At 27.8% G+C, this 26,320-nt stretch carries 16 protein-coding genes; 4 read left to right on the top strand and 12 right to left on the bottom strand.

Annotated elements, in window-relative coordinates:
• Positions 1-383: 383 nt before the first annotated feature.
• The 4 genes from HCG76_RS01355 to katG form a co-directional block, all read right to left on the bottom strand.
• Positions 384-863 (bottom strand): LURP-one-related/scramblase family protein, encoded by a 480-nt coding sequence (locus tag HCG76_RS01355; protein ID WP_221700592.1) that lies wholly within the window; start codon positions 861-863, stop codon positions 384-386.
• Between the two features lie 29 nt (positions 864-892).
• A complete protein-coding gene (locus HCG76_RS01360) occupies positions 893-1,276 on the bottom strand; it encodes a hypothetical protein (RefSeq protein WP_221700593.1) in 384 nt (127 codons plus the stop codon).
• Between the two features lie 169 nt (positions 1,277-1,445).
• A complete protein-coding gene (locus HCG76_RS01365; RefSeq protein ID WP_221700594.1) occupies positions 1,446-2,012 on the bottom strand; it encodes an NAD(P)H-dependent oxidoreductase in 567 nt (188 codons plus the stop codon).
• A gap of 101 nt (positions 2,013-2,113) precedes the next feature.
• Positions 2,114-4,312, bottom strand: a complete 2,199-nt coding sequence (gene katG, locus HCG76_RS01370; RefSeq protein ID WP_221700595.1) for a catalase/peroxidase HPI — start codon at positions 4,310-4,312, stop codon at positions 2,114-2,116.
• A gap of 235 nt (positions 4,313-4,547) precedes the next feature.
• Here katG and HCG76_RS01375 point away from each other — a divergent pair, with 235 nt between their 5' ends.
• Positions 4,548-5,072, top strand: coding sequence for a GNAT family N-acetyltransferase (locus tag HCG76_RS01375; RefSeq protein ID WP_221700596.1), 525 nt, complete (start codon positions 4,548-4,550; stop codon positions 5,070-5,072).
• A 78-nt stretch (positions 5,073-5,150) separates the two neighbouring features.
• Here HCG76_RS01375 and HCG76_RS01380 read toward each other — a convergent pair whose 3' ends face one another.
• On the bottom strand, positions 5,151-6,833 hold the full coding sequence (locus HCG76_RS01380; RefSeq protein WP_221700597.1) for an S-adenosylmethionine decarboxylase: 1,683 nt from the start codon (positions 6,831-6,833) through the stop codon (positions 5,151-5,153).
• 218 nt (positions 6,834-7,051) lie between these two features.
• On the opposite strand from HCG76_RS01380, the gene HCG76_RS01385 reads away from it, so the two are divergent.
• Together HCG76_RS01385 and HCG76_RS19455 are read left to right on the top strand one after the other, a co-directional pair.
• The gene (locus tag HCG76_RS01385) at positions 7,052-7,213 is read left to right on the top strand and encodes a hypothetical protein (protein ID WP_221700598.1); all 162 of its coding nucleotides are present in this window, start codon (positions 7,052-7,054) and stop codon (positions 7,211-7,213) included.
• Between the two features lie 155 nt (positions 7,214-7,368).
• On the top strand, positions 7,369-8,091 hold the full coding sequence (locus tag HCG76_RS19455) for a TMEM164-related integral membrane acyltransferase (protein ID WP_221700599.1): 723 nt from the start codon (positions 7,369-7,371) through the stop codon (positions 8,089-8,091).
• Between the two features lie 103 nt (positions 8,092-8,194).
• On the opposite strand, the gene HCG76_RS01395 is transcribed toward HCG76_RS19455, so the two are convergent.
• From HCG76_RS01395 to HCG76_RS01420, 6 genes are all read right to left on the bottom strand, one after another.
• Entirely contained in the window at positions 8,195-13,081 is a 4,887-nt protein-coding gene (locus HCG76_RS01395; protein ID WP_260458122.1) for a DNA repair ATPase, read from the bottom strand.
• 11 nt (positions 13,082-13,092) lie between these two features.
• Positions 13,093-15,147 (bottom strand): flotillin family protein, encoded by a 2,055-nt coding sequence (locus HCG76_RS01400; RefSeq protein WP_221700600.1) that lies wholly within the window; start codon positions 15,145-15,147, stop codon positions 13,093-13,095.
• Between the two features lie 311 nt (positions 15,148-15,458).
• On the bottom strand, positions 15,459-16,085 hold the full coding sequence (locus HCG76_RS01405; RefSeq protein WP_221700601.1) for a hypothetical protein: 627 nt from the start codon (positions 16,083-16,085) through the stop codon (positions 15,459-15,461).
• A 456-nt stretch (positions 16,086-16,541) separates the two neighbouring features.
• Positions 16,542-22,667, bottom strand: a complete 6,126-nt coding sequence (locus HCG76_RS01410; protein ID WP_221700602.1) for a 5'-nucleotidase C-terminal domain-containing protein — start codon at positions 22,665-22,667, stop codon at positions 16,542-16,544.
• Between the two features lie 286 nt (positions 22,668-22,953).
• Positions 22,954-23,211 carry a hypothetical protein gene (locus HCG76_RS01415; RefSeq protein WP_221700603.1) on the bottom strand — a complete coding sequence of 86 codons (258 nt, stop codon included), beginning with the start codon at positions 23,209-23,211 and terminating at the stop codon, positions 22,954-22,956.
• Positions 23,212-23,250: 39 nt separating this feature from the next.
• Complete coding sequence (locus HCG76_RS01420) at positions 23,251-24,255, bottom strand: FUSC family protein (protein WP_221700604.1); 1,005 nt, start codon at positions 24,253-24,255, stop codon at positions 23,251-23,253.
• Between the two features lie 152 nt (positions 24,256-24,407).
• Here HCG76_RS01420 and HCG76_RS01425 point away from each other — a divergent pair, with 152 nt between their 5' ends.
• Complete coding sequence (locus HCG76_RS01425; protein WP_221700605.1) at positions 24,408-25,598, top strand: MFS transporter; 1,191 nt, start codon at positions 24,408-24,410, stop codon at positions 25,596-25,598.
• A 125-nt stretch (positions 25,599-25,723) separates the two neighbouring features.
• Here HCG76_RS01425 and HCG76_RS01430 read toward each other — a convergent pair whose 3' ends face one another.
• The gene (locus HCG76_RS01430) at positions 25,724-26,128 is read right to left on the bottom strand and encodes a pyridoxamine 5'-phosphate oxidase family protein (protein WP_221700606.1); all 405 of its coding nucleotides are present in this window, start codon (positions 26,126-26,128) and stop codon (positions 25,724-25,726) included.
• Positions 26,129-26,320: the final 192 nt, after the last annotated feature.

Raw genomic sequence — 26,320 nt, forward strand, 5'->3', positions numbered from 1 at the left:
TTTTTAACTTTTATTTATTTTAGTATTTATACTATATTTAATATTAGTATTTAATCAATATTAAATATATATTCAATTTAAAAATGTTTTTAAGAAATTATTTATTATATATGGTGCTAATGCATTAAGTAATATAATTATTAAAGGATTTACTTTTTCACAAATACAAAATGATATATATATTCTAATTCTTTTTGTAGTGATATTAAGTACACTTAATATATTATGTTTAAAGAAATATAGAAAAATATAGCTTTTATTTTTCTAAGCAAATTATAAATAACTTAATAGTACCTATACTTATATATGTTTTAGCAATAGAATAGAGCTTATTCAGAAAGTTAAATATAAACTTTCTGAATAAGCTCTAAATATTTACAAATCTAATTATCATTATTCTTATCAATTATGTTATCAATAATTATAACTAAGGCTATTATAAAAGGATGATTTTCATAATTAGTATCAACATAATAATTATCTGAAAAGGCTAAAAATTCTTTATCAATGACAGCAATACTTCTCCCATTATGATTAATTCTATAACTATAATGCCAAAGATCTCCTTCAATTTCAAAATCTCCATAATTACTTTCAACGAAGATTCTATCTTTAAAGAATGTAAGCTGTTTTTTTACAGTTCCAATTATATTATCATTCCTATCATAAATTTCATAACTAGGCATAAATTTTAGAAGTTTTTCTCTAACCTTATATATTTCATTATTATTTTCTATAACTCTAAACTGCAATCCAAAACTAAAAAATTCCTTATCTATAAAATAAGTATCTTGCCCCCTATCATTTTTAACCCAAAAATCCTCTTTAATCTTAAATACCTTTGATTTTATATAGTATCTCATATAAACTATCCCCCTATATATATTTTATTTTATCTATAAAATACTGCACTTATTAAGAAATTGCTTCCATACTCTTCATTTTCAATAATACCACTATTATTCCACTTTCCAAAACCAGCTTTAACTGCTAAAGGCCTTAAATCCCCATAAAATGAGAATAACCCTTTTGTCCATACCTTCTTATAGCCTTGTCTTTTAACTAATTTTTTTATTTCCCTTAAGTTTTTATTTGATATCTTATTTACCTTAAAAATATCCTTAGATATTTTTAAAAACTTTTTATAGAATAATGTGCTATCGCAATAATGTGCAAAAATTAAGCAATTAGTGTTATTGCTTAATTTTATATTTCCTTTAAGAATTACCTCATTGCTATCTGCTATTTTATATGCATTATTTATTAAAGAATTCATATTAACAACTCCAAATTAAAAATATACTTTAATTTATTATTCTAAATAATAAAAAAACATATACATTTCTTAATTATAATTAAAGTAAAACTAAATAAAAAATGAGAAGTTAAGTTTTCTTACTAAGAAAGCTTAACTTCTCATTTTTACATATTTAAAATTATTCTCTCTATAACTTTGATTCTAATTCTGTTAAAAATTCTTCCTTTTTACACTGATCTGATGCAACATTAAGATTAATCCAACTAATATTACTCATACCAGCTACTTCTAATGTTGATTTTATAATTGTATTTTCAATAGGATTTCCTAAATCATTCTTAATATAAGATGTATCACTTTCTGAAGTTGTTATTAATAGCCCCTTATTTATATTAGTTAATAATCCCTTCGGTCTATTATTTTCTTCTATAAAAGCAACCTCCTTTATAAATACCTTATCAAAAAACCCCTTTAGCATTGCAGGAACATTGTTCCACCATATTGGAAATATAAATATTATTTCATTACCTTCCTTAAGATAACCTTGATATTTTTTAACTAGTTCATCCTTACTTTCACCTTTACTATATAATTTCTCATCTTCCTCACTCATTACAGGATTAAAATTATCTTTATATAGTTCAATTATCTCATATTCTTTTTTCTTTCCATCTAAAACACTTATTACTTTTTCCTTAATACTTTCACCAAAAGAATTTTTACTAGGATTACATTCAATTATTATAGTTTTCATAACTTTCATCCTTTCATGTAATTTATTATTTTTATCTACTTATTTTAGCCATTATATTAAGAATTATTACTATTTTTAACTAGTTCCTTAGAATAAAATCATTATTTTTCTAAAAGATCAAACCGATCTGCATTCATTACCTTATTCCAAGCAGCTACAAAATCACATAAGAATTTTTCCTTATTATCATCACAGGCATATACTTCAGCAATTGCACGAAGTTGTGAATTAGAACCAAATATAAGATCAACTCTTGTTGCTGTCCACTTTAATTTTCCTGTTTTCCTATCACAACCTTCAAATCTTTCTTCAACTTTATTAATTGGTTTCCAAACAGTATTCATATCAAGAAGATTTACAAAAAAATCATTTGTAAGGCATTCTTCTCTATTTGTAAATACTCCATCTTTAGAATTCTTATAATTTGTATTTAACACACGCATTCCACCAATTAATACTGTCATTTCAGGAGCAGTTAATGTTAATAATTGTGCACGGTCAATTAACATTTCTTCTGGTTTTGCTGTAACCATATTATTTATATAATTTCTAAATCCATCTGCCCTAGGTTCAAGTACACAAAATGATTTTACATCAGTTTGTTCTTGTGTTGCATCTGTACGACCTGGAGTAAATGATACTGTAATATTATGCCCTGCATTTTTTGCTGCTTTCTCAATGGCTGCGCAACCTGCAAGTACAATAATATCAGCTAATGAAACCTTCTTACCTTTTGATTGCGAATTGTTAAACTTCTTTTGAATATTCTCTAATACATTTAAAACTTTATCTAATTCTTCTGGCTCATTAACTTCCCATTCCTTTTGCGGTTCAAGTCTTATCCTAGCCCCATTTGCTCCACCACGCCTATCTGATCCACGAAATGTTGATGCTGATGCCCAAGCTACCTTAACAAGCTCTGATATTAACAGTCCAGAGTCTAAAATTCTTTTCTTTAGATTGATAATATCCTTTTTATTAATCAATTTATAATAAACTTTTGGTACAGGATCCTGCCATATAAATTCTTCACATGGAACCTCATCTCCAAGATACCTTGATATTGGTCCCATATCTCTATGAGTTAATTTAAACCATGCACGAGCAAAAGCATCTGCAAACTTTTCAGGATCATCTAAATACCCTTTTGCAATTAATGCATATTTAGGATCATTAATAAGAGATAAATCTGCTGTTGTCATCATAGGTCTATGTTTCTTTGATGGATCATGAGCATCTACTACCATATCCTCTTCATCAACATTTATAGCTAACCATTGATATGCTCCAGCTGGACTTTTAACTAGCTCCCATTTATATTTAAATAATGTCTTTAAATACCCCATATCCCATCGATTTGGATTTGCTTTCCAAGCTCCCTCTATTCCACTAGTTATAGTATCATCAGCATTACCTGTTCCATAACTATTTTTCCATCCAAGACCTTGATCTTCAATTGGTGCTGCTTCTGGTGCTGGTCCAATATATGTAGCAGGACCTGCCCCATGACATTTTCCAAAAGTATGTCCACCTGCTATAAGTGCTACTGTTTCTTCATCATTCATAGCCATACGTGCAAAAGTTTCCCTAACATCTTTAACTGATGCTTTTGGATTAGGCTCTCCATTAGGACCCTCTGGGTTTACATAAATTAATCCCATTTGAACTGCAGCAAGTGGATTTTCTATTTCATTACTCTTTGGATCAGTATTATCTCCAAGCCATTTTTTTGAGCTTCCCCAATAAATATCATCCTGTGGCTCCCAAACATCTTCACGTCCACCACCAAAACCAATCATCTTTAATCCCATAGATTCAAATGCACAATTTCCTGCTAATATAATAAGATCAGCCCAAGATAGTTTATTTCCATACTTCTTTTTAATTGGCCAAAGTAATCTTCTTGCTTTATCTAAGTTAGCATTATCTGGCCAACTATTAATTGGTGCAAAACGTTGAGTTCCACGTCCTCCTCCACCTCTGCCATCTCCAATTCTATAAGTTCCAGCACTGTGCCAAGCCATACGAATAAAAAATGGACCATAAGTTCCATAATCTGCTGGCCACCATTCTTGAGAATCTGTCATTAATGCAAATAAATCTTTCTTTACTTCTTTAAGATTTAGCTTCTTAAACTCTTTAGCATAATCAAAACCCTTAGACATTGGATTACTTAATTCTGAGTTTTCACTAAGTATTTTTAAGTTTAATTGATTTGGCCACCAATCCTTATTTGTATATACACCACCTACCGCCCCCATACTTGTATAACCTGTCACCGGACATTTCGATTCTCTCATAATATTATCCTCCCTACCTTTAATTCAGCTAACATTATATAAGTTAATACTATTCACTTGTATTATATAAATAATTAAATCATCATATAACTAACTTTTATAAAATATCCATAATAAATAAAAAGGTAATTTATTTCCGATTTTTTTCTATATTTAAAACTGTATTATTATAGGTACACTCACAATCTTATTTGAATATATCTATTTATATATCTATATGTAAAGAGGTGCTTCTATGAAATCAACTGATAATTTAACTTTAACAAGTTTAACTAATAAATACTTAAATAGTGCTGTTAAATTAGTAGAAAGTGTTTTTAAACATGAAGATGAAATAATAAGAACAGAGCTAGAAGCAAGTATAAACAATAAAAGCCTTGTTTCTTATAATAATCACTGTGATAGTGATGTTAAATCATTAAAATATTTCATTGTGGTAAATAATAAAGAAAAGGTTTTAGGTATAATTGGTATATACACTTTATTTGAAGATTTTGAAGATACAGACTGGATAGGTTGGTATTGCGTAAGCAAAAAATATCGTGGAAAAGGTATAGGTATATTTTTACTTAATTTTGTAATAGATTTATCAAAAGATAGAGGTAAAAAATATCTTTGCCTTTATACCTCTACTGATAAATCTGAGAAAAAAGCTCAAAAAATTTATGAAAAAAATGGATTTTATATAACTAAACGAGTTAAGGAAGATGGATATGAAATTCTATTTAGAAGAAAAGATTTATCTTTGTCTAATATCTAGCAACTATAATCTATAACAATTTCCTAACTTCAGATAAATTTAAATTTCAATCTGAAGTTAAGAAATCAAGATTTAAATTTAACTATTTTTATTAATTTCTCTCATTCTATTTAAAAGATTACCATCTGAATTATTATTTTCTCCAATAATACATTCTCCTAAATGATAACTTAAATATTTGCCATAATTACTATTACACTTTTCTAAAAGCTGTTCAATATAATATATACCTTGTGGTATATTATCATTTAAAATACTTGCTAAAGCTCCATAAACTCCACTAGCTACCTGATGATAAGTAGCATTAGTTTTATATTTTTCATAAATATCTTTATTACTTAAATCATTATACATAAATACTTCTTTATTTTCATATACCAATAATACACCAACCAAATCTTCACCTTTTAATACAGCTTTTTCCGGATCTAATACTTCCATTGGCTGACTCCAAAGCTTATCTATATTATCTAAATATGATTTAATTAAATTAGTAGTATGATCATTTACTTTATAAATAAAGCCAGTCTCCATATTATACATTTTTCCTAAAGTTATAGCTTCTTCATGAGGCATTAAACAACCATAAAAAACTTTTTTATCAAGGGTAACTTTAAATTCAAGCTCATAAACCTTTTTATATAAGAATATTGATTCGTTATTCTTCATGAAAGTTGGATAGCTATATATTGCTTCGTCTAAAAACCCTTCAGGATACCAAGTAGTATATATTGTCCCTTTCTTTGCTAAAGATTCATCTTCAAAAAAAGATGTGTCATCTTCAACTATATAACATCCTTTTGGCATTTTTTTAGAATTTCTTTTCATTACTTCATAAGCCATCCATTGAACTATACCTGGATTCATTCCTGAACATAAAATTGCTGTAGTATTTTGAAACTCATCTCTATGACTTTCAAGAATTTTATATCTTTCCTGTAATCCAAAACCAGCATAATATTGGTTATTATCTACACTAATACTTTCTAAAGCTGTATTTATATAAATAACACCATACTTATTACAAATCCTTAAAGTATCTACTGTATCAGCATAAGATACATCTATTAAAATATCCGTATCCGTTTTCTTTAGGTGGTTTATAAGTTTAGAGCTATTATCTGAACTAAACTCATATAGCTTTATTATATCTATTAAATTAGGACAATACGTTTTATAATACTTTATATCCTTTTGATTTAAATCAACTAAATGTAAACTTAAGTTACAAATCTTATGATGTATAGGATCATTTTCATCATTAATAGCCTTATTTAGTATAGATAATATAGATTTGGCAACTCCACCGGAACTTCCTAAAATGGTTATATTCAATTTTTCTTGCCACTTTATATCTCTTCTATATTCAAAATCATCATATTGGTTATTTATTAAATTGATACTTCTTCTATTTTTTAAAAATACATTTTCTTCAACTTTGCATGTGGATGACTTTGATACTTTGTCAAAATATTTTACAGCACCTTTTATATCTATATCATTTAATAATGTAAATATATCTATACAAATAATATTACTTTCATATATTGATTTTAAAATTATTTCCCCATCCTCTATTAAAACTACTATAGTTAATCCATATGGATTATATAAAAAATGAGAGCTACATATTGAACCAATTCTAAGCTCCTTGCAAAACTCTCTTGTATATAATCTTAATAAATTTTTATCCCTTAATATGCCAGATTTACAATTTGATAATACACACCTTATATGTTTTGAATTTTCAATAGAATTCATTAATTGATTCTACTTAAAATTAACTATAATAATATAATTATGAAATATCTATATTATTGATACTATTATTAGCTTTAAATATATACGATAATAGTTAATTTAAATTGAAAACTTATTCTAATTTCAAAAAAGAATTAATATTATATAATTATCTAATGTAAACATATACAATTTTATATAGCTTTATAGAATTAATAAAATCAAATGGAGTGATTATTATGAAGGAGTATCGAGTAATTAATTTTAAAACAACTGAAGAAGCTGAAAAGACTATGAATGATATGGCTGAATATGGTTGGATAGTTATTTCATCCATACCTAGTAAAGATACTAATTATATTATGATTGTACTATTTGAAAAAGATAACTATAACTATTAAAAGTATTTATAAATATTAGAAATATAACAAAAGGAGGACTCCAACTAGAATCCTCCTTACTATCTAAACTCTCCTTAATTTGAAGATAAATTGTCATACTATAATTTTATGACTTATATATTAAAGATATATATTTTTATTGTTGAGGTACCAATATGAACTTTTTTTCTTTAGATTCAACTTATAATTATGAATTATCTACACTTGAAAAAATTCTTCCTATATTTTTATTAATATTTATAATTACTTTATTAATAATCTTTAAAAATAAATTAATAAATAATAGAAAATTAGATATGTATATTAGATATAGAATAGCTATTATATCTTTTTTAGCTTTATATTATATATTAAACTGGCATTATTATGGATTTAATCCTAATACAATCCCCCTACATATATGCTTTATAAGTAATATATTATGTATAATACTTTGCTTTAATAAATCTAAAAAACTATGTAACCTATTATTCTTCATAGGAATATTAGGTGGACTAGCTAGTTTATTGTTACCTGATTTATCATTATCATATGAATATTTTAGATATTATCAATTTTATATATGCCATATTAGCATAATATTTATACCCTTGTATTTTTATATCGTTTATGACTATAATCCTAGATTTATAGATTGTATAAAATCATTTGTACTCCTTCAACTTATAGGAATACCCATTGGAATTTTTAATGAAATATATAAAACTAATTATATGTTTATAAGCTTCACTTCTAATTTTGCTGCTAAAAACAATATTCTAGAAAACTTAGGTAATGGACCTTATTATATTTTATATTTAGAGCTACTTACATTTTTAGCTTTAATACTTTGGTATTTTATAATATATATTGTTTCGAAATTGATAGTGAAATATTAAATCAATCTATATTAAATAACTAGACACTTTAAAAGTTATATTACAATATATGTAGTAACCCCTCAGGTAATATTAAATATGACCTGCGGGGTCACCTTCATTTTTACCATTTATTAAAAATTTCTTTTATACTATTAAGCTTTTCAGCAATTCCTCCAAGAGCCATTACTGCTTGTCCTAACATATCATCACCTTTTACAAGTTTATTTTGATTATATATACTTTTTATTTCTTCATAGCGAGCTTTTTCCTCTTCAGTTATACAACCAACTATCTCTTTCCATTTAAGCATATTAGCTTCTGCTCCATTAGTTAATGTTTGTGAATCATTTTCATAGCTTGCAATTATCCTTTGGAATAATTCTTCATCATTCATTATTGGAAGAATTTTTTCTGCTATTTTATTCATATTTCTATAAGAACCTTGAAGCTTAAATGCTGGTTCACTTCTATATTCATCAGCTTGTCCTGCTGAATAGATATATTCTAAATTAACTTTTAAAACAATATCTCTAACCTTAAATAGCTTTTCTAAAACAGAAATATATTCATTTATTTCATCTATTGAATAATTTCCTTCTAAAGTAACATTTTCTCTCTTAGCTCCCTTTGCCATTTCTACAAAGCCATAAATATCCTTTGGATTATTAGTTGCAAGCTTTGAAAGAACTTGATTTGAAGTTAAGGCATTTTCTATATAACTTAATTTAAAGGCTTCTTCATTTTCCATAAGCATATCACCTAAGTTATATACATCAGCTCTATTTGCAAGCATATCTGGAATTCTAAACTTTTCTCCACTTTCTGTATACGGATTACCAGCCATAACTACAGCAACCTTTTTACCTCTTAAATCAAAGGTTTGACCTACACCATTGTATACACCATCAATTTTTCTTTGACCATCACATAATGATATAAACTTTTGTAAAAATTCTGGGTTACAGTGTTGAATATCATCTACATATATCATTATGTTATTCCCCATTTTCAGTGCAATATTAAGCTTAAGAAGCTCTTCTTTAGCTCCTGAATTAGGTGCCATTGCTGGATCTAATGATGTTACTTCATTACCTAAGGATGGTCCATTAATCTTAACTAAATTAATGCCAAGTCTACTTGAAATATATTCTATTAAAGTAGTTTTACCATAGCCTGGAGGCGATAAAAGTAATAATAATCCCATTAAGTCAGTTCTTTTATTTTCAGAAGCATCTCCAATTTGCTTTGCTAAGTTATCTCCTATAATAGGAAGATAAACCTTATCTATAAGCTGATTTCTTACAAAGGAAGTTAAAACTTGTGGCTTATAATCATCTAAATGAATCTTTTCTTTAAACTCTTTAATAAGCTCTTTCTTTATATTTTGGAAGTTAATAAAAGTACTTATACACTCTTCTTTAAAGGAGATTAGTTTTTCCATAAAAGCTGTATATGATAATATATACTCTCCATTATTTATAATAGAATGTGTACCAATTAAACCATTAATTGAAGCTTTAGAATCAATATAAATTACTCTTTCTTTAACTCCTTCATTATTAATTATCATTACAATAACTTCATTAAGTATTCCATGAACTTCATCTTCATTAAAGTTATTTAGTATTGATAAATCAAAATCACAGCTATCCTTAAATGCTAAAATACATTCATTTACTAAGTAGTAGAGTCCTTCAATATCATTGCCGCTATTTTTTACAGAAGTTAAAAAGTCATTTAATAGATTTTTCCCTCTTAAATTAGTTATAAAGTTATCATATATTTCTTTTGCTTCCTTACTTACTACAAAGGCTTCACCCTTCATAATTTCTAAACATAAATACTCTGCAGCTTCTTTAAAATCACCTTTATTAAATAATATATTAAGCTTTTCACAGCACTTCATCTTTTCTACTATAAAAGGAATATAATTATCTAATTTAGGGCTTGAATTAAAGAATAAGCTTACCTTTGATAACTCTTTTAACCTACCCTTTAAAATTCCCTTTGTTTCATTATCAGCAATACAATTCCAATAAAGTCTTCCAAGTGCACGAATATCATTTTTATAAATAAGTAAATCAATTTCCTTATTCATTGTTATAAGTTGCTTTAAAATTTTTGCTCCATCTAAATCATGAACACCTTTTGTATAACCTTCATCATATCTACTTTCCATAAACTTTTGAACAACTACAATTAGCTGCTCTTCTGACATATTATAAAGGGTATCTAAAGACTCAACCTTCTTTTCTTTAGCAGCCTCAAATATTAAGTATGCTAAGTACTCTCCCCTATATACATCCTTATTTTCAGAAACTATACTTTGATTAAATACTTTAGAGTATTCCTCTATATTTTGTCCATTAACTTTTTCCCAGAAGTCAGTTCCTGTAATATGATAATATAAGTCTTCATCCTTTTGCACTATAGATAAATCAATAGCTTTAGTATTAACAGAGAACTTATGCTTACCTAATTTAATAACATTTTCTCCATCAACATATAATTCTTGTCTATCCTTTAATGCTGATATAGCCTCTTCTTTTATTTTCTTTAATTTTGAAGAAATTTCATCAGCCTTAACATTGTCTCCTAATTCATTTAATGTAGAAATAATATCTCTAACCTTTTCTACCATAATATCAGTGGCTAAGTATCCATTAATTTCATCAAAGGTTTTAAAGCTTGATACTCTATTGATAATACCATTTAAAATTCTTTCAGCAGAATTAAATTGATTAATAATTCTTTTATTAAGCTTATCTAATATTGTTTGTTTTTTGCTTTCAAATGCATTATAAATTTCTTCTCTTTTTTCATCAAGTGTTATTACATAATCATCAAATTCAGCAAACTTACCTTCTAGTTCTTGAATTATAATAATAACTTTATTTAAATATTCATCACATTTATCTACTGTATCACAAATATCTAAATAATTTACTACTGATTGACTAAGCAATTTAACTTGAGAAAAGAATTGAGTAGACATTTCACTTTTTGTCATCTCATTTAATTTACTAATTAATCTAGACTTACTATTATTAATTAATGAAAAAAGCTTAGAAATCTTTTCAATAATTTCTGTAGTCATAGTTGGATCTTCTATTTTGAAATTACTTATTATTTCAATTAAAAGCTCTAAATCACTAGAAGTTGAATTTATTTTCTTTTCTAGTTCTCTGCCTTCACTAGATTTAACCACAGTTTCAATTTCTCCTTGAAGCTCACTTACCTTATCTTCATAAGGCTTAAGACCTTCTGGAGTAAGTAAAAATTCAACACATTTTTCTGAAAATTCCTCATTCTTTTCTTTTACATCTTTATCTAAATTATTAACATAGTCTAAATCTATATATCTTAAATCCTTTAATGAAGCAATCTTACCTCTAAGGCTTCTTATTTTAGCTAAAGCTTCTACATATTCATCAATTGTATCAAAGCTACCATATTTCAAATTGCTTAATAACTGTTCACATTCACTGCTTACTTCATCCACCTGTAACTTAGTTGCAGCCTTAATTCTCATTACCTTCTCAAACTCACCAATAGCAAAGGTTGCTGATTCTTTAATAGTTAAAAGTACTTCCTTTAAATTAAATACTACCTTTTTATCAATCCAGAAATAAGAATCTATTATTCTTTCACATTCCTTAACTATATCATTGTAAATGCTTTGATAACCTTCTTTTTTATCTATAAGCTTACATACAGCCTTGCAGTCAGCCATAGCATTTACAATATCCTTATTACCTATATTAGATAATTCAGCATCACCCTTAACTTCTGCAACATAGTTTCTACCTACATAAGGAGTTTGCCAAATTTGAATCATATGATTTTTTCTTGGCTCCTCTTCACTTTTAACTACAATCATCTCACCATTATTAAAGTGAGCATATCCACTACAAACTATTGGTGTATCAATCTTTTGCTCTATAATATTGTAAGAATAAACTAAATACTGTCCATTATCTATATTATAGAAAATATATTGAAAATCTTCTCCATTAGATGAAGTTACTCTATCATCAAAAACAGAATGACCTTCATTTACATCAAAGATTTTATATTCTCCAGATTGAAGATAATATCCCTTAGGGAATATAAGTCCATGATTGCCTGGGAGTAAAATACATGTATCCTTTATAGCATCTATTCTTATAATATTTTTAAGCTTATTATTAAATATAAAATATCTATAATCATTTTCCTTATAAGGCTTTATCTTTAATATTATAAGCTGATTTAAATTAGCATAATGAATTTCTGCATCATCTAATGTTTGATCCTTATCCTCAACAGGCTCAGAGTATATCCCCTTGCCTGTTTCAGTATTATCTTCTACCTTTATAGTTAAATCTCCACCTAAAGTTTCAACAAAGACCTTGTCCATAATTGAAATATGAGGATGCTTACCATTTCTTTGATCATCTCTTGTTGCTCTTACAAAGTTAAACTCATTTTTATTAATAAATTTAACTTCATGTTCACTTCTACAATCTACATAAACAAGCTTATTACCACGAATTTCCCACTTAAACACCTTAATATCTGTAGGGCTATTACTAGTTTGAAATATCATATAAAAATATGGCTCTGTTATAGTAAACTTAGCAAAAAAAGTTTTTTTATAATATTTATATAATTCATCAAAATCTTTTATAAATTCACTATCATTAATTAAAGCTAAGGACTGATTAACAAATCTATTATCTTGAAACTTATAAATTGCGAAAACATCGCTTAACTCTACTTTAGACTTAAGGCCAATTAATACGTTATAACCAAATATAAATAAATCATCAACTGGAGCCATATCTCTAGGTACGCAGTTATGGTCTGTTATTACTCTCTCATTACCAATAAGCTCTGTTTCTATAGAACCAAAAGCTTCTTTTCTAACATCATTTAACTTCTCAATACGTTCCTTTAAGTCAGTACCTTGCTTTATTAAACGCCCTTTAATAACTTCATATGCTCCATTTTCCTCTATACTCTTCAAAACACTTCTCCTTATTTACGTATAGTTTCTATAGTTTTTGCTGGTAAATTACCTACTCCTGATTTATTAACTGTTTCTAATAACTTGCTTAATACAGTTTTATCTTCTCCTTCTGCATTATTCATCATTCTATTAATTGCACCAGCTATTGAAAGATTTTTAATATCTTCTGATGTGATATTAAATCTATCCATAAAGTCTCCTAATTGCTTTTTAAAGTATTCAGGATCTCCAGTAATAAATGTTTCTTTAATATCAGAAAGAACATCACTATTTTCTACTAATCTATCAATTGATTTCCCCTTTGCTATTGAACCAATAATTTGGTCAAAGAACATTGTTTCTCCTCCAACAATATCAATTTTAGCTGTCTTAAGGGCTTCTCTAATAACTGAAGCTTGAGATTCTGCAATTTCCTTTTGAATATTGATATTTGCAAGTTGGATTTCTTTTTCCTTATCAAGTTTAAGCTTAAATTCTTCATGTTCTCTACCAACTTCATCAAGAGCCTTCATGCTAGTGGCCTTTTCTTTAATACCTTCAGCTTCTGCTAAGTATTTCTTCTTTAAGATATCAGCTTCAATAGTTCCATCCTTTTCTTTAACTTCAACCATTGCAGTATCACCTTTAGCCTGTGCTAATGATTTAGCTTCAATTGCTTTAGCTTCTGCTTCTGCCTTAGCTTCAGTAACCTTAGCTTCTGCAATTCCTGTAGTAGATTCCTTTATGATATTTGCATCTGCAATAATCTTAATTGCTTCAGCTTCCTTTTGTGATGCTTTAAACTTAGCATCTGCATCAATAATAATCTTTTCTGCAATTCTTTCTGCAGCTACCTTAGAAGCTTCTGCAGTTTTAACTTCTTTAATTAAGTTAGTTTCCGCTTCTTCTTCAGCCTTTTTAATAGCAACAGACTTAACTCTGTTAGCTTCAGCCATTACCTTAGTATCCTTAATCTTTTCTTCTTCAACAACAGTATCTTTTTCTACTGCAACTCTTTCTCTAATAATTGATTGAATATTTTTCTTTTCAGTTTCAACTTCTTTTTCTTTTGCAATATTAGCAAGCTGAACTAACTTTTCCTTTTCTGTTCTTTCAAGTAATCTTTTCTTATCAACTCTTTCAGTTTCAACTGCTTCAGTGCTTTCCTTAGATTTTAATGCAATTATTACTTGTCTTTGTTTATTTTGTTCTGCAATTTCAATTTCTTCATCAGCTTTAACTCTTGCCATTTCAGCTTTGTATCTTTCTTCTTGTCTTACCTTTTCTGCCTCTGCTTCTTCTCTTGCTTTAATAATCTCAATTTCTCTTTGTTGCTTGGCTTCTGCTTCAGCATTTTGCTTTTCAAGCTCTAATATAGCTTCTCTTGCAGCAACATTTTGCTTTTTAATAACCTTTTCTTTTTCTCTTTCAATTTCATTAGCTAAAATTAATTGCTTAGAAGTTAATTCTGTAATTTTCTTAATACCTTCAGAGTCTAAAATATTATCACTCTTTAGTTGTTTAATATCAGTTTGCTCTAAATAATCAATAGCAGCATCATCTAAAACATATCCATTTAAATCAGTACCTATTATTTGAAGAATTTCATTTTTAAATGTTTCTCTTTCAGTATATAATTGAACAAAATCAAACTTCTTACCAACTGTTTTTAATGCTTCAGAAAACTTTGCATCAAAAAATTCCATTAATGTTTTAGGATCTGATGCCTTTGCACATCCTAATAATTGAGCAACCTTAAGTACATCTTCTCTTGTTTGATTAACTCTAACGAAAAATGCAACTCTAATATCTGCTCTTAAATTATCTTTACATATAAGCCCATCTTTACCTTCTCTAGCTATTTCAACTCTCTTAACTGAAATATCCATAACTTCTGCACGATGTATAATTGGAACTACAAACATTCCTCCAAAGCTTACTGTTGGTCCACCAACACCATTTCTTACTATAACTTTCCCTTGTTCAACCTTATGAAAGAATCTTGCAAATAAAGCAAGTAACCCTCCAATTATTATTACTACAGCACCTACACTGACTAAAATAACCTGTAATTTGTAATCCATTTCTTTGTCCCCCTTATATTTTTAGTTAAGGACCTAACGGTCAAGTTAAAGTTATTAATTTAGCTTTCGCTAATTAATCATAGATAATTATTTGCTAAAGCAAATGGTAAAAAGTTAATGTTGAAATTACTCCGTAATTTTTTAAAATATATATTTTATGAAACTTAGTAAGAAGTTTCTTCCTTAACTAGCCGTAAGGCGCTTACCATTGACGTAGTCAATTTTTAACCTTTTTGAACTAGCAAAGCGTTGTTCAAAAACTTAACTGGCCATAGGCCCTTAACTTTTTTTCGCCTCTCATTATATTCATATTATTTATTATAGGTTTTTACAATGTAATAAACATTTTTATAAGCATCTTTTTTACTAACATAAGCTTCTTCATTTTTATAAAAATCATCTTCTTTGAATTCAGCTTTAACATTTACTAAAATATTAGCTCCATCTCTTTCGATTTCTGCTTGACCTAAACGCCCATCTTTTATGTCACATAATACATTCACTAATCTACCAACAACTTCCTCCTCTATCTGTGGAAGTTCATTATAACTTTGTTTAAAAATACCCTTAAGTGGAATTGTTATAATCTTAGCAACAAATAAACTTACTATAAATAAAGGTATTAATAATAATCCATTTATTAATCCACCTACTGGTATTGGCAAAACCTTTACAAACATTGATAATATCCAAAATACTAATGATATTAAACTTGCTAAAACCATTATTGGTATTTCTTTAAGATTGAAAAAGGCTAATATTGATTGAAAACCTTCCATACTGTTTCCTAAATCTCCATCAATGTTTAAATCAAAATCAAAAAAATCCAAATCTATGATTCCTATTATTACTGTAAGCCAATATATTAAGCTTAATATTAGTAACACAGTGGGTATAATATTTACCCCTGTAAAAGCATTTTCGATTAATTCTTTCATTTTTCCCCTCCTTTTTACCTCTCTTTAATTTTAACATTTGAATTTATTGTAAATAATAAATATTATTTGGTAAAATAATATTTATTACCATTTTTGTATTTCAATAGATTTAAAGTACTAATTAAAGCTATAAATACTACAAACTTTATGAATTACTATTGTTCAAAACATCTATTAAAAGTATTTTTCATTTTATTAAGTGGTATCTTATAACTCATTGTAAAATATTTGTTATCTTTTTTCAAGTGTAATACACTATTTTTGCTAGAAAATCATTCGTGATTTTTCTGCTTTTTTCTACATATCGTTAAAGTATTAAACTATATTAATTTTTTATAAAGTCAAAATAAAAACCTTTGGGTTACCCCAAAGGTTTTTATTTTATACTATACTTTATATACATCTCTGTCATAAGTATATAATTGAACTACTTTATACTTCTTCTTATAAATTTTATCAATACTTATTTACACTATTGCTCTTTTTTTTATTTACTGCAAATAATGCACCAGTTCCTATTAAAATTGAACCTAAAAGATATAAATAAAATACATTCATTCCACCTGTAGATGGTAATTTACCATTTCCTGAACCTTGATTTCCATTAGATGAATTATTATTGCCGCCATTACCTGGATTTGTTGTTTGGCTATTATCTTCAAGTACTTTAATTTTAGCTTCTGCATCTTCTAATACTTTCAATATATTTGATGGAATTAACTCCTTTTGTATATCAGTTAATGCTTCATATGATGCTCTTGCTTCCTTAACTTTATCTTTATGATTGAGTGTTATTTCTTTTGGAAGTTTATTAATTAAATCTATTACTTTATCTGCAGCAGCCTTATTTTCTTGTGCTTCAATATTCTCTAAAGTATCTATTGTAATTCTACCTTCAACTTCATAATTAACTTTACCTAATGACTCTATATATGATGCTAAAGCCTCATCTAATGCTCTAAATTCATTTTCAGTTGCAACATCACCAAAGCAAGGATATTCATCTCCCCCTGCTGCTAGGAAATCATTAGTTGCCACTAAGTACCTTTTATTCATATCAATATTTTCGCCATTTACAGTAATTTTAACCACTCTTTCTCCAGCTGGTTTTGTATCATCAAAAATAAATTTCAATCCTCCAACTTGAGTAAATCCACCAAGTGATTCTGGATATACTCTTACTCCATGTTCTAGAACTTCTTTAATTTGAGAACCAGTTAAATATTTAGTTACTATAAAGTTTCCAAATGGAAGAACTGAAATTATTTCTCCTCTAGTTATTTCTCCTTCATCAATACTTGATCTTATTCCACCACCATTAGTAATTGCAATATCAGCTTCAGTTTCATAAAGCATTGCATCTGTAATAAGATTTGCTAAATTAGTTTCTTTAGTTCTAACATTTCCTCTTTCACCATCTAACTTAACTAAACTATTACCTACAACTTCTGATAATATTTCAAGTTGTTCATTATCAATAGCTTTTATAGCATCTGTTACTGTACTTTCAGGTGTATAAGTTAATGCTTCTTCTTTATTTATTAATGAAGCTGTTTTTACTTTTATCTTTTTAGTTTCTCTATCAACAACTAATGAAAGTTTACCTAAATTACCTTCATATTCACCAGTACTAACAATCAATGTATTATTTGCAGCTTCATATCCATTTTCAAATACTGTATGGCTATGACCATCTATAATTACATCAATACCTTCAACTGCCTCTGCAATCATTGTACTTTGTACTTCACTAGATTCATCTGTTCCAACATGAGCTAAAGCAATAACAATGTCTGCACCTTGTGCTTTTAATGATGCAACTTGCTTTTTAGCACTTTCAATTGGATCAAAGAATTCTATACCAATTACATTATTAGGATTTGTTTTATAAGCAGTTTCTGGAGTTGTTAAACCAAAGAATCCTACTTTAATTCCATCAATTTCTTTTATAGAGTTTGATTTTAATAGTGACTCATTATCTTTTAATACATTAGCAGAAATAATTTCAAATCCATTTTCACCTTCTTCTGCTAAAGCTGCAAGTTCTAATAATCTTTCATAACCATAGTTAAAATCATGATTACCAGGAGTCATTAAATCATAACCTGAAAGCTTCATTAAATTTACAATATCTGCACCTTTATTTAATGTTGCAAAAGGAAGACCGTGTAATGTATCTCCAGCATCTACTAATAATGAATTAGATATTGACTTTTTAATTGCAGAAATTGTATCTATACCAATAACTGAGCTATCAGCTTTTACTCTACCATGACTATCATTAGTATGAAGTATAGTAATAGTCGTCTCAGTAGACTTTTCTAGTACAACTTCTTTACTATCTCTAACTCTGATTCTATCTCCTTCAGTATCTGTAGAAGCAAGGCCTATAGCTGTTACAGTATCACCTACTTTAATATTAGAATTAAACTTTCCAGTTTCAATACTATTATCAGATGATCCAACATATCCATTTAAAAATACTCTTACATCACCGCTACCATCATTTACTATCATATACCCTGAATTATCAGCACCTATACTTTTTACTATACCAGTTACAGACACTAATAAGCCTTTATTAACCTCTAATGTAGCTTCTTTAGTAGTTAATTTTGTTGGTTCAATAATTTTATTCTCTTCTTCTAAAACTTCAATACTATTTAAGTTAATTTGCTTTTCACCTTCATAAGAACTAACAGAACCAATTATTCTAACCTTTTGCCCTAAATTCAAATCAATTCCTGCCACTGGGAATATATTAATTCCTGCTGTTTTATCTTGTACATAAATTGTATCAAAGAAAGCATTTCCTTCTTGGGTTCCTGCAGTAACATAACCTTCGATGCAGAATACTTCTCCCATTTCAGCACTACGAACATCTTTAATTGGTGTTACTGCAACTTCTTTTTTAGCTGATTCTAAAATATTTAATACAATATTATAATTTGAATATTGTAAATCACCATAATTATCTAAAGAAGCTTGTACTTCAAAATCAGACATAAATACAGTTCCACCAACAAATACATTTCCACCGCCAGATAATTTTTCTGTAGCTAATGCAATAACCTCACCCTTTGGAACACTTACTCCTGTAGTATTTTTATTAGAATCAAATGAATAAGTTGTATCAAAGCCTTTTACAAGCCATGTAGCCTTACCTTCTTTAACAGATTTTTCATTTAAGCTTACAGAACATCCACTATAGAAACTGTATTCTTGCTCAGCTACTACACCATTTGTAAATTCTGAATTAGTATTTATATTTTTAAATCTTAATCTATAAGATTGTCCTGCATTATTATCATCATCAACTACTTCATCATTATTGATTCTTGTAGTTACATCTAAAGCTTCTAATAACTTATTAATTTGAGTTGAAGATGCATATTCTCCAGTACCATCTTGGTAATCTGCAAGACCAGTAACTATAATATTACCACCATTATCAGCATAGTTTTTAACTACCTTAATAAATTCATCACTAAAGCTTTGAGGCTCATAGCTTATACCATTAGCCGTTCCAGCTTTTTTAGCAGGAGCAGTAATAATTAATAATTGAACATCCTTTAATAATTCATTTGTTATTTTATTTGTTTCAATATTTACAGCTACATCTTCACTATTTGCTATAGCAGTAAAGTTACCCATATTATTCGCATAATATCCACCAACATAATCATTAAAATGTGTTGCATCTATAACAACTTTACTTATAACTGAAGGGTCTGATACAGTAATTTTTAATACATCTGTATATGTCTTTTCAACCCCATTTAATGTACCTTTTGCTTTTACATCAATATTAAAGCTTCCTGATGCATTAGGAGTATATTTAAAGCTGTAAGACCCTGTGCTTAATGAATTAATTGTTATTTTTTCGCTTGTACTATTTATTACTTCACCATCAATTGAATATTCTATACTATCAATAGTTAGTGGGAAATCTTCATTATTATATAAAGAAGTTTCAATAATAAATTCTTCACCTTTAATTGGCATAGTTGTACTTGCTTCAGTTGTAGAAAGACCTGCTTTTTCAACTTCACCTAACCATACTGGTGCTGTAACTGCAATATCTTTATCTTCTTGATCTATTCTAATATAGTAATACGAATAATCTGCTGGTAAATCAAACTCAATAGTACCTTCATTTGAATTTAAAGTTTTACTATCTATTACTGCTCCACCATTTACTAATACAGAAACTTTTCCTATGTTTTCATTATCTTCATCTTTAACATCAACTTTAATATTAACAGTATCAGGTTTATCAATTATACTTCCCATAATTTCGTCATTTAAAGTATAAACAATACTTAAGTTTTCATCTTCAGTTGAATAAGTTCTCATATTTCTTAATGCATCATATAAGTTTTCCTCATTTAAATCTTCTGCTAAAATTACAGTTCTTGCAGTATTAGCATTACCCCATTTACCCTTATGGTTATCTTGGTTATTAGTTGGAGCTACATGCCAACCTTTATCTAAGGCACGAGTATAGTAATCATAAGATGGGAAATATCCACTTCCTCTTATTGCTCCTTCACCATTACCAACCTCTATCATTGTAACTAAACTATCTATCTGCTCATCATATAATGAAAAATCATTAAAGTCACCAAAAGTTTTTCCAGGATGGTTTAATTGAGATAAAGACGCTGGGAATTCTTTTAATTTATTATAATAATTTTGCAAAGCATTTGAATCATTATTTGTTAAACCAGATTTATTACGGCTTTCAAATCCTGGAGTATTAAAGGTATTAATATGACCTATTCCATTTGACCATGTCATTTCATAAGCATAAACTCCTAAAAAGTTTTCATCAGTATATTTTTCTGCCACATTATGAGCATTAACCCATTCAGGACTCATTGAACCATCTTCCATAGAAGCTTCTTTATCATTATCTAATGAATTTGAATGGTCTGTAACTGCTAAGAAATCAACTCCTGATTTATTTTTCGCATAATCATAGGCATCTTCAATTGAGCCAGCCCCATCTGAAATATTTGTATGCGAATGTAATTGACCAAAGTATACATTTAATCCATTAACATTTACTTTTTCTTTAACTGTAATTACAGCTTCTAATACTGAATTATTTCCATTTATATCAGATAAAGAAAGAGAAATTTTATGATCCCCTACAGTTAATTCCTCTTCTGGCATATAAGTTATATATTTATCTCCTATTTCTGCTTTTTCACTTACGTTAATATCATCTAATAAAAAGCTTAAACTATCTTTTTTTATTTCTGATTCATCTTTATAACTTACTTTAATAGTCACTTTATTGTTTGTAGTAACTAAATTTCCTGGTGTTACTAAAGTTAAAGTTGGACCATTCCTATCTTCTTCAGTTTCTCCTGAAACTTGTGATTTTGTTATCTCACTAGCTCTAGCAACTCTTATTTGGTAACTAGTAAATTGTGAACATACACCTATAACATCAACTTTATCATCCTTACTTATTTGGTCTAATTCAGGAATTTTATAAAGATTAATAGTGTTTCCTTCATTATCTGTAATAACTGTATTTGATGAAGTATTTATATCACCAATAGTTACGTCTATAAACTTAACTCTTTGTGATTCATATTTTTCTCCTCCATCATTATTTATTATGTCAGTGATTTTTACTTCTTTAGGTTCTGGAAGTGAAACATTTGAAGCTCTCTTTTCTATATTAGTATATTGAATTTGAATTAATCCTTTATACTCAGCTGGTTGTCCCTCAACAATTACTTCATCACCTAGCTCTAACTCATCTTTACCTCTTAATGCAATACCTGCACTTCCATCTTGTAATGCATAATTATAATATGAACCTGATACTTCTTTAAAAATTATTGTCCCTTTTACTTTTACACTTTCAGTAGCTTTTCTTGCTTCCTCTATTGATATTATGTCATTTTCTTCTGGACCAGGATCTGGAGTTTCACTTCCTCCATTATTATAAGAAGAATTTCTAGGTGTTGGTGTTCCAAGATAAAAGTCATCTTTGTTATTATTTGTATCCCATCCATTAGTTTCACCAATAGCTTCTCCATTATTGTCTTTTCTTTGAACACTAGTTGTATTACTCATTTTATCTGTAGGTGATGTTTCACTTTCATTAGCTGCTAAACCTATTCCAACTAAATCTATTATATTACCATTATTATCAACTAATCTAACTTTACATTCGCTACCAGACATAGAAATATTGCCGGTTGCATCTGGAGTATCTAATTCTTCACTTTCTCCAGCTCCTGCTCCTTGCTGTATAAGATAATATCCTCCCGCCTTAATAATTCCTGATAATTCTGTACTTTGATTAAAAGTACCAGTTTTAGACGCATATTCAAATTTCCATCCATCTAAATTAATATCATTTGCAGTTGGATTATATAGTTCTATGAAGTCATTTTTTAATGTAGCTCCACTATTGCCTCCCCCACCATAAACTTCACTTATTACAACATATGTTGCTATGGTAGCATTTACTGCTTTAGTTGGTATGGTAACTAAACCTAATACCATAGTTAAAGCTACAAACAAATTCAAGAATTTACTTTTGGTGATTTTATACATTTTACTCCCCCTTTTGATTGATAATATAATTGAAATAAATAATTTTAATATATAAACTTATTTATTCATTACTAATATTATACTCATCAAAATGGGTATTATGTAAATATTTAACTTTTATTAACTTAATTTAAATTTATTTAACACATATTTATATTTTTATATAAAAAAATGCTAGTAGCTCATGGCTACTAGCTATTAGATATTATATCTTTAACAACAAATCATTTACTTATCATTTTCGTTCAACATCCTACTTAGTGAAAATTAGTTTTTTCTCATTATGTCATTCTATTAAATATTGCAATAATAATTGATACATATTATTTAAAGAATCAATATGAGTTCTTTCATATCCATGACTACCTCTTGTACCTGGTCCTATAGCTGCATGTCTTACATTATTACCAGCAGTCATTGCAAAATCAGAATCTGTACCATATCGTGGTGTAAAGATATCAATTTCATATGCCACATCTGCTTTTTCAGCCGCTTCAACAAGCTCTGTTAACATTTCATAATGATATGGAAATCTTGAATCCATATTACATGCTAATAAAAAAATAGAGACAAGCTCATATTTTTATATAAGCTTGTCTGCGTATTCTAATTTTTTATTAAATATTAATTTATCTGCTAAAAGAGCTAACATAACTCCTATACATATGTACCCTACTCTTTCTATAGCTGTTGTGATAGTCCCATTAGTTACTGAAACTGAAGCGACTACTGACACAGTTATACATATAATTTTATCTCTATAGTTGGTAGTATATGAATCTAAGTACCCAGCTACTAAAACTAGCAATCCTCTTATAGTATTATCTTTAATAATCATGAATAATATCATTATTATAATTACACCTATAATAGTTCCTTGTAAACGCTGCTTTGATCTTTCTATGCAATGTTCAGAATATAATTCAGTTAACGCAAATATTGTATATACTATCCAACGTCCTTGAGCTAAATTAAATAAATCTACTAAAAATACTGCTATTGTAGTAATTAAAGCTACCCTAATTGCATAAGCTCCTCTTACATGATGAATATCAAATTTATTAAATATTCTTATATATTCACTCTCTTTATTTATAATATCTTTTTCTATATTTTTAACTTCAATTTTATTATTTTTGCTCTTTCTATGAACTATAAGTTGAATCAGCATTATTAAAAATGCCCCAATCGTTAGTCCCACTAATCTTTTTATAAAATCATTGCCTGTTACAGGAGTATATAACATAAATAAATATTGTAATCCAAAAGGAACAAGGATTACCTTATTTAATTTAGATGTTAAAAAATAACCAATTAATAATAAAACTACAAAATTTAAAACTAATCCCAAATATATATGATGACTTGATATATTAGAGAAAATTCCTGAAATTAAATTTATAAAAAGTAATTTTATAAAATTATTATATAAGTTCTTAGTTAAATCCTCTTGCATTAGTACTAATATCGACACTAGTATAGTAACTCCTACTAAGTTGTTACTTGCTCCAAATATACGCCCAAACAAGTTAACAAATAATAAAATTACTATAAACATTATAGTATTAGATATAATTTTATTTTTCATAAAATTCCCTCCATTTCTCTTTTCTAATTGTTTGAAACAACGAACAATATTATCATAAAAAATTAATAAATTCAAATATAAAAACTTAAAATTCACAAAATTTTTAATAAAGATGATATAATCGTATAAGTATATAAGGGGGGAAATTCAATATGTTTAATTTATTATTAGCAGTCATATATTTAGCTTTTATTAGTTTAGGATTACCAGATTCATTATTAGGATCTGTTTGGCCCACTATGTATCAGGAATTTAATGTTCCTGTATCTTATGCTGGTGCAATTTTTATGATTATTTCTGCTGGCACAATTTTTTCTAGTTTACAAAGCGATCGTCTTACAAAGTCATTCGGTACAGGCAAAGTTACAGCATTTAGTGTTCTCATGACAGCCATAGCTTTATGGGGATTCTCTATAAGTAGTTCTTATTGGATGTTAATATCATTGGCAATACCTTATGGCCTTGGTGCTGGTAGCGTTGATGCTTCCTTAAATAATTATGTAGCACTTCATTATAAAAGTCATCATATGAGTTGGCTTCACTGTATGTGGGGTATTGGTGCTAGTATAGGTCCATATATTATGAGTTTTGCATTAGTTAATGGTCAAACATGGAATATGGGATATCTTTATATATCATTAATTCAAGTTGCTCTAACTGTAATCATTATGTTAAGTTTACCTCTTTGGAAAAAGCCTTTCATTATAAACGATATACAAGAAGTGGATGTTGGAAATGAAAAAAATAAAGCACTTACCTTAAAAGAAATAGTTAATATTCCTGGAGCTAAACAAGTAATGATTATGTTTTTCTGTTATTGTGCTTTAGAGCAAACGGCTGGATTATGGGCTAGTAGCTACTTGGTATTACAACATGGGTTTGACTTAGAAGTAGCAACAAGTTATGGAAGCCTATTTTTTATAGGAATTACAGTAGGCAGAGCTATTAGTGGATTTATTACAATGAAATTAAAGGATAAAGAAATGATTTATTTAGGGCAAGGTATAATCTTAATTGGTATTATAATTATGTGTTTACCTCTTGGCCATCAAGTGTCTCTAATAGGTTTAGTTACTATTGGTCTTGGTTGCGCTCCAATATACCCTTGTATTATTCATTCTACACCTACCAATTTTGGGAAAAACAAATCACAAGCAGTTATAGGTGTACAAATGGCCAGTGCCTATGTTGGAAATCTATTAATGCCACCTCTATTTGGTATTATTGCAAATCATATAAGCGTAATAGTTTTTCCAATATATTTACTACTAATTTTAATAATTATGGTGGTAATGCATATTAAATTAAATAAAAGCGTATCACAAAATATCTTGATCAATTAGTCATCTAGTTAAATACTTAAAGGAGCTGTATCATATTGAATTTATAAATTCAATATGATACAGCCCCTTTCTTATTCGGCTAGTATCAAAAATTATTTTGATACAGCCCCTTTTATTAATTTTAATTATAGTTTATAACTTTTAGGTGGATTACCACTAAAATCAGCAATTGTTGCCTTTGCTTCATCAAGATAAAAAGCTTCAAAAATTGGATTTTCTGCATTATTATATAATGATTTTACAAGTGGACTATGTTCAATTATAGCTTTCTTTATTTCTAAATTATCAGTAAATACTACTTTTCCACTTAATCTCATCCATTCAAACTTTGGTGAAGATGTACAAATTTCTACATAAGGATTTTGTTTAATTTCTTTATACACTTCTTTTGTGTTGTTTGTACAAAAATATAATTTGCCATCCTTTTCTATCATAAATTGAAATGGTCTAACCTTAGCTTTACCATCCATACCTACTGTTGAAAAATATTGTACTGAATTTGCATTTAAAAATTTAACTATTTCGTTCATTCTTTATACCTCTCTAATTTCAAATTTGTTAAAAGAAATTTAACTTACAAGCTAATAATAAATGCTTTTTTCCATACTGTATAGTAAGCACTTTAAAGTGCTATAGTTTCCCTAGAGATACTATTACAGAAACTTATCCTAATGCTACATCTAAAATCATCATAATGACAAAGCAAATTGCAAATCCTATTG

Source organism: Clostridium sp. K13, from assembly GCF_019734195.1.
Classification (GTDB): Bacteria; Bacillota; Clostridia; order Clostridiales; family Clostridiaceae; genus Clostridium.

Coding starts and splice junctions, on each gene's coding strand:
- katG (WP_221700595.1), bottom strand. CDS start 4,312: ATGAGAGAATCGAAATGTCCGGTGACAGGTTATACAAGTATGGGGGCG.
- HCG76_RS01355 (WP_221700592.1), bottom strand. CDS start 863: ATGAGATACTATATAAAATCAAAGGTATTTAAGATTAAAGAGGATTTT.
- HCG76_RS01410 (WP_221700602.1), bottom strand. CDS start 22,667: ATGTATAAAATCACCAAAAGTAAATTCTTGAATTTGTTTGTAGCTTTA.
- HCG76_RS19455 (WP_221700599.1), top strand. CDS start 7,369: ATGAACTTTTTTTCTTTAGATTCAACTTATAATTATGAATTATCTACA.
- HCG76_RS01405 (WP_221700601.1), bottom strand. CDS start 16,085: ATGAAAGAATTAATCGAAAATGCTTTTACAGGGGTAAATATTATACCC.
- HCG76_RS01430 (WP_221700606.1), bottom strand. CDS start 26,128: ATGAACGAAATAGTTAAATTTTTAAATGCAAATTCAGTACAATATTTT.
- HCG76_RS01425 (WP_221700605.1), top strand. CDS start 24,408: ATGTTTAATTTATTATTAGCAGTCATATATTTAGCTTTTATTAGTTTA.
- HCG76_RS01365 (WP_221700594.1), bottom strand. CDS start 2,012: ATGAAAACTATAATAATTGAATGTAATCCTAGTAAAAATTCTTTTGGT.
- HCG76_RS01400 (WP_221700600.1), bottom strand. CDS start 15,147: ATGGATTACAAATTACAGGTTATTTTAGTCAGTGTAGGTGCTGTAGTA.
- HCG76_RS01420 (WP_221700604.1), bottom strand. CDS start 24,255: ATGAAAAATAAAATTATATCTAATACTATAATGTTTATAGTAATTTTA.
- HCG76_RS01360 (WP_221700593.1), bottom strand. CDS start 1,276: ATGAATTCTTTAATAAATAATGCATATAAAATAGCAGATAGCAATGAG.
- HCG76_RS01380 (WP_221700597.1), bottom strand. CDS start 6,833: ATGAATTCTATTGAAAATTCAAAACATATAAGGTGTGTATTATCAAAT.
- HCG76_RS01375 (WP_221700596.1), top strand. CDS start 4,548: ATGAAATCAACTGATAATTTAACTTTAACAAGTTTAACTAATAAATAC.
- HCG76_RS01415 (WP_221700603.1), bottom strand. CDS start 23,211: ATGGATTCAAGATTTCCATATCATTATGAAATGTTAACAGAGCTTGTT.
- HCG76_RS01385 (WP_221700598.1), top strand. CDS start 7,052: ATGAAGGAGTATCGAGTAATTAATTTTAAAACAACTGAAGAAGCTGAA.